This window comes from Priestia sp. AB, assembly GCF_028369225.1.
GTDB lineage: Bacteria > Bacillota > Bacilli > Bacillales > Bacillaceae_H > Priestia > Priestia megaterium.
Window position 1 is genome coordinate 207596 of record NZ_JAQMYN010000001.1, and the last position, 13039, is coordinate 220634.

Sequence of the window (13039 nt, forward strand, 5' to 3'; positions counted from 1 at the left end):
AGACCACCATGACAAAAAAAGTCGCTGTATTACCGGGTGACGGCGTAGGAACAGAAGTAACCAAAGGCGCTGTTGCCGTTTTAAAAGCAATTGGAGAGCGCTTTGATCATCAATTTGAGTTTACGTATGGACTAATTGGCGGAGCTGCAATTGATGAGGCGGGCACACCTCTTCCAGAAAGTACAATTGAGACTTGTAAGCAGGCAGATGCTGTATTACTTGGATCAGTTGGAGGGCCAAAATGGGATCGTAACCCTTCACATTTGCGACCGGAAAAAGGTTTGCTAGCTATTCGCAAAGAACTGGATTTATATGCTAATCTTCGTCCAGTGACGTTTTATGATAGCTTAGCGGATGCCTCTCCTCTGAAAAAAGAATACATTGAAGGTGTTGACTTCATTATCGTCCGTGAGCTAACAGGAGGCTTATATTTTGGTAAGCCTAGCGAGCGCCGAACAGAAGGAAATGAAGAAACAGTTGTCGACACATTATTTTATAAGCGTACAGAAATAGAAAGAATTATTCGCCAAGCATTTGACACGGCTGTAAATCGACGTAAAAAAGTGACGTCTGTTGATAAAGCGAATGTCCTTGAGTCTAGTCGAGTGTGGCGTGAAGTAGCTGAAGAAGTAGCAAAAGACTACCCCGATGTAGAGCTTGAGCACATGCTTGTAGATTCAGCTGCTATGCAGTTAATTCGTAATCCTAAGTATTTTGATGTAGTGGTAACTGAAAATATGTTTGGTGATATTTTGAGTGATGAGGCTTCTATGCTGACAGGATCGTTAGGAATGTTGCCATCTGCGAGCTTAACGGCTGATGGTCCGTCTCTATACGAACCGGTTCACGGTTCTGCACCAGATATTGCTGGTCAAAACAAAGCTAATCCGATTGCTGCTATTTTATCTGCAGCAATGTTGCTTAGACATTCGTTTGGATTAGAAAAAGAAGCAGCAGTGATTGAACAAGCGGTTGAAAGTGTATTACATGCAGGTCATCGAACAGCTGACTTAGCAGACGGTAATCATTATTTAGGTACCGATAAAATGGTGGAGGCGATAACTGCGGTAATTGCTAATGATTCTGCCATTTCAAGCATTATGACAGCTTACAGTTAATCATGCGTTTCTCACGTTTTGTGAGAAACGTTTTTCATAATCAGAAAGGAGGAGCAGTATGAAACCAAAAACAATTATTGATAAGCTTTGGGAACAACATGTTGTACGTCGAGAAGAGGGGAAGCCGGACTTATTATATATCGATCTTCATCTTATTCATGAAGTAACGTCTCCTCAAGCATTTGAAGGTCTTCGCGTGGCAAATCGCCAAGTGAAGCGTCCAGACTTAACGTTTGCTACAATGGATCACAACATTCCAACAGTTGACCGTTTTAATATTAAAGATCCGATTGCAAAGAAACAAGTAGACAAACTATCTGAAAACTGTCATGAGTTTGGTGTGAAGCTTTTAGATTTAACAAGTGAAGAGCAAGGAATTGTGCATATCATTGGACCGGAATTAGGATTAACTCAGCCTGGAAAAACTATTGTGTGCGGAGATAGTCATACATCTACTCACGGTGCATTTGGAGCGCTTGCTTTTGGGATAGGAACTAGTGAGGTAGAGCATGTTTTAGCAACACAAACGCTATGGCAAGCGAAACCAAAAACGCTACAAGTGAAAGTGAATGGCAAAAAGCAGCCTGGCGTTTATGCTAAGGACATTGTGTTAGCAATAATTCAAAAATTCGGCGTGAATTTTGGAACGGGTTCAATCGTGGAATTTACGGGCGAATGTATTCGCGATCTTTCAATGGAAGAGCGCATGACCATTTGTAATATGTCTATTGAAGCCGGTGCAAAAGCTGGTTTAATCAGTCCAGACGATGTCACGTTCTCTTATATTAAAGGACGTCAGTATGCTCCTAAAGGAGAACAGTTTGAAAAAGCAGTGGAAGCTTGGGCAGCTTTAGCAACAGATGAAGGTGCAACGTACGATGAAACGCTGGAAATTGATGCAGATACAATTGAACCTGTTGTAACATGGGGAACAAACCCGGCGATGAGTTCTTATGTTAGCAAGCAAGTTCCTACATTAGAAGAGTGTAAAACAGAAGCTGAGAGAAAGTCTTTGTCACGAGCACTTGAGTATATGGGCTTACAGCCTGGCATGGCAATAGAAGAGATTCCAGTTCAGCATGTATTTATCGGTTCATGTACGAATGCTCGTTTGTCTGATCTTCGTGACGTGGCAGCCTTTATTAAAGGAAAGAAAGTGTCACCAGATGTGCGAGCAATCATTGTACCCGGTTCTCAAAAAGTAAAGCGAGTGGCTGAAGAAGAAGGGTTATCTGCTATTTTTATTGAAGCAGGTTTTGATTGGAGAGACTCAGGCTGCAGCATGTGTCTAGGCATGAACTCTGACTTAGTTCCACAAGGCGAACACTGTGCGTCCACTTCTAACCGGAATTTTGAAGGACGTCAAGGAAAAGGCGCCAGAACGCATTTAGTAAGCCCGGTAATGGCAGCAGCGGCAGCGGTATATGGACATTTTGTTGATGTGCGCAAACTACAAGAACAAGCGGTGCGATAAGGAGGAGAACACAGATGAATGCTTTTACAATCCATACAGGGAAAGTAGCAGGTCTCGACCGAGCAAACGTAGATACTGATCAAATTATCCCAAAGCAATTTTTGAAAAGAATTGAGCGTACTGGCTTTGGCCAATTTCTATTTTTTGATTGGCGATATAATGAAGATGAGACGTTAAATGAAACGTTTGAATTAAATCAGCCTCAAAATCAAGGAGCAACAATTCTTGTAGCTGACGAGAACTTCGGATGTGGTTCGTCACGTGAACACGCGCCATGGGCGCTTTTAGACTACGGGTTTCGTGCTATTATCGCACCTTCATTTGCGGATATTTTTAAACAAAACTGTCTAAAAAATGGTATTTTACCTATTGTTTTACCAAAAGAAGATGTTTCCTATTTAATGAAAGAGTCTCAAAGTGCTTCTTACGCCTGTACAATCGATCTTCATCAGCAAAAAATTACCGATAAAGCAGGTTTTGAACGTACGTTTGATATCAATGGTCATTGGAAATATATGCTTGTTAACGGATATGATGAAATTGGCTATACGCTTTCTTTTGAAGACGACATTTCTGCTTATGAAGCAAAAACGGTAAGATATTAACCAAAAATCGAGCAAAATTATGATTTTGCTCGATTTTTTTGCGTTCCGTTAACCGAATTGCTAAACTGTAAAGCAAATGGACCGCGAAGTGGGGAGAAAACATGTCGAATGAACAACAAAACAAAATTGTAGCTTTTCCTCTATTAAAAGAACGGTTGGTTGAAAAAGCTACAGATCATATGCAGCACAAGCAATTTCAAGAAGCACTTCCTTTATTTGAGCAGGCCTACGAACTTGATAATAAGCATCATGAAATCTTGCTTGGCCTTGTTATTTGTCACGTGGAGCTCGGTGATGCAGGCATAGCTAAAGAATTATGTGAGCAAATGCTGAAAGAAGATATTGGCGATTATTATCATAATTTGCAAATGTACCTCATGGTGTTAATTCAGCTTGGTCACTATCATGAAGGATATGTCACTCTACAAGCAGTTATTCAAGAACACAAACTCCCTTCTGAACATGCTGAACAGCTTTATCAGCTATTGGAGTTCTGCAAGAATAGAATGAATCAAGAACAAGTCATAGAAGAACAAACAGAAGAAGAACAGCTAGAGCAGTTTAAATCATTCACAGCTCTAGACAATATTCAAGATCAGCTTGAATGGGTTCATTCATTAAAAACAAAGAGAATTGAAAAGCAGCGCGTCTTTCTGGAACAGCTATTTTCATCTGAAGCTGTTCACCCTATCGTAAAAACAGTCGCTTTAAAAACAGTTATGGAAGAAGAAGTAGACATTGATTTTATGATTACTAAGTTTGGAGAGACGAAAAAAGTAAATGCGTTTCAGCTTCAACGAACAACACCGTATTTGTTTGCCGAGCAAGTAGAAGCACAGCTGACGGAAAAGCTGGAGCATGAAAATCCTACATTGCTGCAGGTTGCCGTTGAAATATGGCAGCGTCATTTATTTATTACATTTCCGTTTTTACCGGGTGATAATGTAAAACTTTGGACAGCAGCGGTGTATGCTGTTAGTCTGATGATGCAAGGAGAAGAGTCAGATGCAGCTGTAGCAGAGGTAGACGGAAGTTTCTCCGCAGCTGAATTAAGAAAGGCAATTAAAGAGCTAAAAGAAATTGAAGAAATTTCTTTTATATAAAATGTGGTGTTTAGTTGAAACGTCATTGTTGTATGTTATAATATAATGGTTGTAAAATGCACTTAAATACGTATAGTAGAATTTCATCTTTACATTACATTCCTACTTACTTTAAAGTAATAGGGAGTTAAATAGATAATGATTGAGGGTTGAACTGATAGGCTATCTGCATTATCTAGTTTAGAAATCACTACTTAAAATGATTTTGGAGGGAAACATTCATGTCTGCAAAATGGGAAAAACAAGAAGGAAATCAAGGCGTTTTAACAGTAGAAGTTGAAGCTGCTGAGTTTGATAAAGCCTTAGATAAAGCATTCACAAAAGTTGTAAAACAAGTAAACGTACCAGGGTTCCGTAAAGGTAAAATGCCTCGTCCACTTTTCGAAAAACGTTTTGGCGTAGAATCTTTATATCAAGATGCACTAGACATCTTATTACCTGAAGCTTACAGCAATGCAATTGTTGAAGCTGGTATCGAGCCGGTTGATCGTCCAGAAATCGATGTTGAAACAATCGAAAAAGGACAACCTCTAGTTTTCACTGCTAAAGTAACTGTTAAGCCTGAAGTTAAATTAGGTGAATACAAAAACTTAGAAGTAGAAAAAGTAGATACAACTGTAACAGATGAAGACGTTGAAGCTGAATTAAAAACACTTCAAGAGCGTCACGCTGAACTAGTTGTTAAAGAAGAAGGAACTGTAGCTGAAGGTGATACAGCTGTAATCGACTTTGAAGGTTTCGTTGATGGCGAAGCATTCGAAGGCGGGAAAGGCGAAAACTATTCTTTAGAAATCGGTTCTAACACATTCATCCCTGGCTTTGAAGAGCAACTGGTTGGTCTTGAAGTAGGCGCTGAAAAAGAAGTGGAAGTAACATTCCCTGAAGAGTATCATGCTGAAGAGCTAGCTGGTAAAGCTGCTAAATTCAAAGTGAAATTACACGAAATCAAATCTAAAGAGCTTCCAGCTTTAGACGATGAGTTTGCAAAAGACGTAGATGAAGAAGTAGAAACTTTAGAAGCGTTAAAAGCAAAAACAAAAGAAAAATTACAAAGCGATAAAGAGAATCAAGCGGAATCAGCTCTTCGCGACACTTTAGTAGAAAAAGCTGCTGAAAACGCTGAAGTAGAAATTCCAGAAGCAATGTTCAACACTGAAATGGATCGTATGATGCAAGAGTTTGAACAACGTTTACAAATGCAAGGTCTTAACCTTGAACTTTACTTCCAATTCTCAGGTCAAGATGAAAAAGCTCTTCGCGACCAAATGCGTCCGGATGCTGAAAAGCGTGTGAAAATCAACTTAACGCTAGAAGCTATTTCAAAAGCTGAAAATCTTGAAGTAAGCGAAGAAGAAGTAGAAAAAGAATTAGAAAACATGGCAGGAATGTACAACATGCCTGTCGAAGAAATTAAGAAAGTGCTTGGCAGTCTTGATAGCATTAAAGAAGACATGAAAGTACGTAAAGCAGTTGAATTTCTTGTAGAAAACAGCAAAGCTGTTGCATAATAGTAAGTAAGAAACAAGGCGCGACTTGATCGTGCCTTGTTTTATAAACTTCAATAGTTTTTTTATATCATAACCAACACCGTAGAAGCAGCTTTAACCCATTGTTTGAAATCCGTGGTTATGAAATAGGCCCAATAAGAGGACACTATATAATAGCAGATCTCCATTCTGTTATGCTCATCAACAACATATACATAAAACGTTTTAGTATCTATTCAAGAAAATGTATGGTAAAATGCAATACAAATCTTTTCATAGCGCTTTTACTATGTAATAAAGAGGGGCATTTACCTACAAATAGATGAGTTGTTCATGTTGTTGGGCTATAGCGCGGATAGAAATCAGCTTCGAGCACTTTAGTAAATACTACAAGGGGTGAAAATTATGTTTAAATTTAACGATGAAAAAGGGCAGTTAAAATGCTCATTTTGTGGTAAAACACAAGAACAAGTACGCAAGTTAGTTGCGGGTCCAGGTGTTTACATATGCGATGAATGTATTGAACTTTGCACGGAAATCGTAGAAGAAGAGTTAGGTACAGAAGAAGAAGTAGAATTTAAAGATGTACCAAAACCAAAAGAAATTCGTGACATTTTAGATGAGTATGTAATTGGTCAAGAGGATGCGAAAAAATCGTTATCCGTTGCGGTATACAACCATTACAAACGAATCAATTCAAACAGCAAAATTGATGACGTTGAGTTATCAAAAAGTAATATTGCATTAATTGGACCTACAGGAAGCGGTAAAACTTTACTAGCTCAAACATTGGCTCGTATTTTAAACGTACCGTTTGCGATTGCAGATGCAACATCTCTAACAGAGGCAGGTTATGTAGGAGAAGATGTTGAAAACATCTTATTAAAATTAATTCAATCAGCTGATTACGATGTGGAGAAAGCTGAAAAAGGTATCATCTACATCGATGAAATTGATAAAGTAGCGCGTAAGTCTGAAAACCCATCTATTACACGTGATGTATCAGGTGAAGGTGTGCAGCAGGCTCTTCTTAAAATCTTAGAAGGTACTGTAGCAAGCGTTCCTCCTCAAGGTGGACGTAAACACCCTCATCAAGAATTTATTCAAATTGATACAACAAATATCTTATTTATTTGCGGTGGTGCATTTGACGGAATCGAACCTATTATTAAGCGCCGTCTAGGTAAAAAAGTAATTGGTTTCGGTTCAGAAACAAAACAACAAGACTTTACAGAAAAAGAGTTACTAGCAAAAGTATTACCGGAAGATTTATTAAAATTTGGTTTAATTCCAGAGTTTATTGGTCGTTTACCGGTTACTGCTAGCTTAGTGCCTCTTGATGAAGAAGCGCTAGTTGAGATTTTAACAAAACCGAAAAATGCACTAGTGAAACAATATCAAAAAATGCTTGAACTTGATGACGTTGAACTGGAGTTCGAAGACGAGGCTTTAGTAGAAATTTCTAAAAAAGCAATCGAGCGTAAAACAGGTGCTCGTGGTCTACGTTCAATCATTGAAGGTATTATGTTAGATGTAATGTTTGATCTTCCTTCACGTGATGATATTACAAAATGTATTATCACAGGTGAAACTGTTCGTGATCAAGCGGCTCCTAAGTTCGTATTAGAAGACGGATCTACTATTCAAGAAGGCAGCAAAACATCAGCATAAAAAAAGCCGGGTACTCAATTTGAGTACCCGGCTTTTTTCTGGTGATGAAGCACAACTAAATTTTACTTTTTACTAGAATCTTGTTTATTCCTACTGCTGCAGGGAGATAATAACTGATAATTATCTTACTAAACTGCGCAGGAGGTTTATCTATGAACTGGACGAATATTGCCTTAATGGTCCAACTCTTTTTTGGTATCATCATTGGCTTATATTTTTGGAATTTATTACGCAATCAGCGTACGCAAAAAGTCTCAATTGATCGGGATTCAAAGAAAGAAATGGAGCAATTGCAGAAAATGAGAGCCATCTCTTTAACTGAGCCGCTTGCCGAACGTGTGAGGCCGTCTAGCTTCTCCGATATTGTCGGACAAGAGGATGGAATTCGGTCACTAAAGGCTGCCCTTTGCGGTCCTAATCCACAGCACGTGATTGTATACGGGCCGCCTGGAGTAGGAAAAACCGCAGCAGCACGTTTAGTGTTAGAAGAAGCAAAAAAAAATAAAAAATCACCTTTCAAACAATCGGCTGTATTTGTAGAGTTAGATGCAACTACGGCGCGTTTTGATGAGCGAGGCATTGCTGATCCTTTGATTGGGTCTGTTCATGATCCTATTTACCAAGGAGCAGGTGCCATGGGCCAAGCTGGAATTCCGCAGCCAAAACAAGGAGCGGTTACAGATGCACACGGGGGAATTTTATTTATTGATGAAATTGGAGAGCTCCATCCTATTCAGATGAATAAGCTGTTAAAGGTTCTAGAAGATCGAAAAGTGTTTATGGAAAGCGCCTATTACAGCGAAGAAAACACACAAATCCCAACACATATTCACGATATTTTTCAAAATGGGTTGCCAGCAGACTTTCGTTTGATTGGTGCGACGACTAGAACGCCTAATGAAATTCCGCCTGCCATTCGTTCCAGATGCGTAGAGGTATTTTTCCGTGAGCTTGATCGCGACGAAATTATTACAGTTGCAAAAAAAGCAGCAAATAAAGTAAGAATGGATATATCAGAAGAAGGTTTATCTCTGTTTTCTACATATGCACGCAATGGACGTGAAACGGTTAATATGATGCAAATTGCGGCTGGATTAGCGATATCAGAGGAACGAACGGACATTAAAAATGAAGATATTGAATGGATTGTTCATTCTAGTCAACTATCTCCAAGGCACGATCCGAAAATTGCAGATGAGGAAAAAGTGGGACTTATTAATGGATTAGCAGTGTACGGGCCCAACTCTGGAGCACTTTTAGAAATTGAGGTCAAAGCGATTCCTGCAAAAGAGAAAGGGAACATTATTATTACAGGTATCGTTGAAGAGGAAAGTATAGGGACTCAAGGGAAGTCTATTCGCCGTAAAAGTATGGCTAAAAGCTCAATTGAAAATGTCATAACGGTTCTTCGTTCCATGGATGTTCCAGCCGATGAGTATGATATTCATGTAAACTTTCCGGGAGGCGTGCCAATTGATGGGCCTTCTGCTGGTATTGCGATGGCAACAGGGATCTACTCAGCGATTTATGAAGTGCCAATTAAACATACGGTAGCAATGACAGGAGAAATTGGTCTGCACGGTAACGTAAAGCCAATTGGCGGTGTGATTCCAAAAATCAAGGCAGCAAAACAAGCAGGTGTTCAGACGGTGATTGTGCCAAAAGAAAATATGAATGCAATGGTAGAAAAGGTAAAAGGTATCGATATTATTCCTGTCCATCATTTAACAGAGGTGTTTGAACAAGCGCTATTGTCTGTACATGAGCATGTTGCACATTTGTCGGTAGATCCAGCTATTTCAACTAGAGAATCTAGCTAATTCTATCATGATAATTAAAAATTAATGGTCAGATGAATATTCATCGCCTTTTTCGCGTATAAAACCTTTATACACAGCCAACGAAAAAGGCGTTTTTTTATGAAAAGAGCTTAAAAAGATATATTTTGCCTTTTAATTCTTTCTCATGGTACAATTAGTAATTACTATTGTTAGACATGTGTATACAAATGAGATAAAATTGTTAAAAGAATTCACACTTTACATACTTTAATTGACGAGCATTGGAGGTGTTCATTGCATGGCAGAAAAAGAAAAATTGACAATGCCGCTATTGCCTTTACGAGGTTTGATCGTCTATCCGACAATGGTGCTTCATTTAGATGTTGGGCGAGATAAATCTGTGCAAGCATTAGAAAAAGCAATGATGGATGATCACTTAGTTTGTTTAGTATCACAAAAAGATATGGGTATCGATGAACCAACAAAAGAGGATTTATATAGAACCGGTACGTTAGCAAAAATTAAACAAATGCTAAAGCTGCCGAATGGAACGATGCGCGTCTTAGTAGAAGGACTAAATCGCGTAACCGTTACAGAATTTGAAGACAGCGAAGAATATTTTGTTGTGCACGTGGAAAAGCAGAACGAAGAACATCAGGTTGATGTAGAAGATAAAGCGCTGATGCGCACGCTTTTAGACTATTTCGAACAATACATAAAACTTTCCAAAAAGGTGTCCGTTGAAACTCTTTCAACCGTAAGCGATATTGAAGAACCAGGAAGATTAGCGGATATTGTAGCCTCTCATTTACCAATAAAAATTCAGCTTAAACAAGAAATTTTAGAAATAACTGATGTGAAAGAAAGATTAAATACGATCATTTCTCATATTCAAGACGAGCAAGAAGTTTTGCAGCTGGAGAAAAAAATTGGACAGCGTGTAAAGAAATCAATGGAACGCACTCAGAAAGAGTATTATCTTCGTGAGCAAATGAAGGCGATTCAAAAAGAGCTTGGAGACAAAGAAGGAAAGACGGGAGAGGTAGCAACACTTCGCGAAAAAATTGAAGCAAGTGGGATGACGGACCACGTCAAACAAGTGGCGTTTAAAGAATTGGATCGCTATGAAAAAATTCCTGCTACCTCCGCTGAAAGCTCAGTCATTCGAAATTATATCGAGTGGTTGATTGCGCTACCTTGGACAAATGAAACGGAAGATAGGCTCAATATTCATAATGCTGAACAAGTGCTGAACGATGAGCACTATGGCCTTGAAAAAGTGAAGGAACGCGTATTAGAATATCTAGCTGTGCAGCAGTTGACAAAATCTCTTAAAGGTCCTATTTTATGTTTAGCAGGACCTCCTGGCGTAGGGAAAACATCCCTAGCCCGTTCAATTGCTACGTCTCTAGATCGTCATTTTGTACGAGTGTCTCTAGGCGGCGTGAGAGACGAGTCAGAAATCCGCGGTCATCGTCGCACGTACGTGGGAGCTATGCCTGGACGCATTATTCAAGGAATGAAAAAAGCGGGAACGATTAATCCGGTATTTCTGCTTGATGAAATCGATAAAATGTCAAATGATTTCCGTGGAGACCCGTCTTCTGCTTTGTTAGAAGTATTGGATCCTGAACAAAACCATAATTTCAGCGATCACTATATAGAAGAAACGTATGATTTATCAAAAGTGATGTTCGTGGCTACAGCTAATAACTTAGCTACGATTCCAGGGCCGCTGCGCGATCGAATGGAAATTATTCAAATTGCTGGTTACACGGAGCTGGAAAAGCTTGAAATCGCGAAGCGTCACCTATTGCTGCGCCAGCTAGAAAATCACGGATTGCAAAAGGGCAATTTGCAGATTCGTGATGACGCGCTAACAGCAATCATCCGTTTATATACGAGAGAAGCTGGTGTTCGTAACCTTGAACGCGAAATTGCTTCCATTTGTCGAAAAGCAGCTCGTATCGTAGTCTCTGGCGAGAAAAAACGCGTGGTGGTGACGGCCAAAACGCTTGAAGAATTCCTTGGTAAGCCTAGGTTCCGTTACGGACAGGCTGAGACGGAAGATCAAGTCGGCGTTGCTACAGGTCTTGCTTACACAACTGTAGGAGGAGACACGCTAGCCATTGAAGTAAGCTTGTCCCCTGGTAAAGGAAGACTAGTGCTAACTGGAAAGCTTGGAGACGTGATGAAAGAATCAGCTCAGGCAGCATTTAGCTACGTGCGTTCAAATGCAGAGAAACTAGGAATTGATGAAAAGTTTTATGAAAAACATGATATTCATATCCATGTTCCAGAAGGAGCTGTACCAAAAGATGGACCTTCTGCAGGAATTACCATTGCCACTGCTCTAGTATCAGCACTAACGGGTAAACCAGTGCGTAGAGAAGTAGGAATGACAGGAGAAATTACACTAAGAGGTCGCGTATTACCAATCGGCGGTTTAAAAGAAAAGTCACTTAGTGCACATCGTGCCGGATTAACTAAAATATTAATCCCTCATGATAATGAACGTGATATTGAAGATATCCCTGACAGTGTACAAGAGGAATTAGACATCGTTCTTGTGTCACATGTGGACCAAGTATTGGAACATGCGCTAGTAGGAGAGGTAAAATGAAAGTAACTCAAGCCGATATTGTCATCAGTGCTGTACGCCCTGAACAATATCCTAAAGAAAACCTGCCAGAGTTTGCGTTAGCAGGCCGTTCAAATGTAGGAAAATCATCTTTTATTAATAAGATGCTTAATCGCAAAAGCTTAGCGCGTACGTCGTCTAAGCCTGGAAAAACTCAAACGCTTAACTTCTTTTTAATTAATGAAATCCTTCACTTTGTAGACGTACCTGGCTACGGATTTGCAAAAGTGTCTAAAAAAGAGCGTGAAGCATGGGGGAAAATGATTGAAACGTATTTAACAAATCGTGAGCAGCTTAAAGCTGTGTTAATGATTGTTGATCTACGCCATGCACCTTCAAAGGATGACGTTATGATGTATGAGTTTTTGAAGCACCATGACCTTCCCGTTATGGTTATTGCGACGAAAGCTGATAAAATTCCTAAAGGAAAATGGCAAAAGCACTTAAAAGTAGTGAGAGAAACGCTGGACTTGGATCCAAATGATGAATTAATTCATTTCTCATCTGAAACAGGTGAAGGAAAAGATAAAGCGTGGAAATCTTTGCAGTATCGTATGACTCACTAAACAAAGGAATAGAAGCTAAAAAAATGGAACGTTTATCATCACTCTAACAGGAAGTGAGTCAAACGTTCCATTTTTTAACTTGTTTACATAGATTACTTTCGTTTGAAAAATAATAAATATAGCCCAACTAGTAACAATAAAATAGGCCAGAAGGTTGTTAAATAATTTACGCCGTCTTCAACTTTTGGCAAAAATAGTTTAAGACGGTCTGAAAACATCATTAAAATGGCAATAATTAAAAGGGTGCCGCCTTGGAAAAAGCCTGATTTGGCTTTTCTAGCACTAAGTAAAAAGCTAATGGCCACCATAAAAACGACCATGCTAATATTCGTAGGCCAAAAGGGAATTTGTTCACTTACATAGAAATGAATACCTAAAGTGATTAATATGTAGCTTGCAAGCAAGTTTGAATGATCTTGAGATAAAGCAGACTCAGTTAACAGGGCTGCTCCTATTAAAATTAACAGTACAGGCCACGTGTATACCTTTGCTGCAATGCTCATATGTAGTTCATTCAGTAAGAAAAAGATTCCAAATCCAACTAGTAAGACACCAAAAAACATTGATTGCTTTTTCATAGTAACCTCCAGGTG

General features: G+C 39.2%; 10 protein-coding genes. 9 read left to right on the forward strand and 1 reads right to left on the reverse strand.

The genetic code is table 11. From position 1 onward, the window contains the following. The first annotated feature begins 8 nt into the window (after nt 1-8). From leuB to yihA, 9 genes are all read left to right on the forward strand, one after another. Nucleotides 9-1118 (forward strand): 3-isopropylmalate dehydrogenase, encoded by a 1110-nt coding sequence (gene leuB, locus POF52_RS01025; RefSeq protein ID WP_013059372.1) that lies wholly within the window; start codon nt 9-11, stop codon nt 1116-1118. Nucleotides 1119-1176: 58 nt separating this feature from the next. Then, nucleotides 1177-2592, forward strand: coding sequence for a 3-isopropylmalate dehydratase large subunit (leuC, locus tag POF52_RS01030; protein WP_013059371.1), 1416 nt, complete (start codon nt 1177-1179; stop codon nt 2590-2592). A gap of 14 nt (nt 2593-2606) precedes the next feature. Further along, nucleotides 2607-3197: a 3-isopropylmalate dehydratase small subunit gene (gene leuD, locus POF52_RS01035; protein ID WP_271989239.1), complete on the forward strand. Its 591-nt coding sequence runs from the start codon at nt 2607-2609 to the stop codon at nt 3195-3197. Between the two features lie 101 nt (nt 3198-3298). Further along, the gene (locus POF52_RS01040) at nt 3299-4300 is read left to right on the forward strand and encodes a tetratricopeptide repeat protein (RefSeq protein WP_271989241.1); all 1002 of its coding nucleotides are present in this window, start codon (nt 3299-3301) and stop codon (nt 4298-4300) included. Nucleotides 4301-4521: 221 nt separating this feature from the next. Then, nucleotides 4522-5808 (forward strand): trigger factor, encoded by a 1287-nt coding sequence (gene tig, locus POF52_RS01045; protein ID WP_016765666.1) that lies wholly within the window; start codon nt 4522-4524, stop codon nt 5806-5808. A gap of 384 nt (nt 5809-6192) precedes the next feature. Beyond that, nucleotides 6193-7458: an ATP-dependent protease ATP-binding subunit ClpX gene (gene clpX, locus POF52_RS01050; protein WP_013059367.1), complete on the forward strand. Its 1266-nt coding sequence runs from the start codon at nt 6193-6195 to the stop codon at nt 7456-7458. A 152-nt stretch (nt 7459-7610) separates the two neighbouring features. Beyond that, nucleotides 7611-9278 carry an ATP-dependent protease LonB gene (gene lonB, locus POF52_RS01055; RefSeq protein WP_013085136.1) on the forward strand — a complete coding sequence of 556 codons (1668 nt, stop codon included), beginning with the start codon at nt 7611-7613 and terminating at the stop codon, nt 9276-9278. Between the two features lie 259 nt (nt 9279-9537). Then, on the forward strand, nt 9538-11862 hold the full coding sequence (gene lon / locus POF52_RS01060) for an endopeptidase La (RefSeq protein WP_013085135.1): 2325 nt from the start codon (nt 9538-9540) through the stop codon (nt 11860-11862). Further along, entirely contained in the window at nt 11859-12446 is a 588-nt protein-coding gene (yihA, locus tag POF52_RS01065; RefSeq protein ID WP_013059364.1) for a ribosome biogenesis GTP-binding protein YihA/YsxC, read from the forward strand. The genes lon and yihA overlap by 4 nt, the downstream gene beginning before the upstream one ends. Before the next feature lie 92 nt (nt 12447-12538). On the opposite strand, the gene POF52_RS01070 is transcribed toward yihA, so the two are convergent. Further along, nucleotides 12539-13024 (reverse strand): LiaF transmembrane domain-containing protein, encoded by a 486-nt coding sequence (locus POF52_RS01070; protein WP_013059363.1) that lies wholly within the window; start codon nt 13022-13024, stop codon nt 12539-12541. Nucleotides 13025-13039 lie beyond the last annotated feature (15 nt).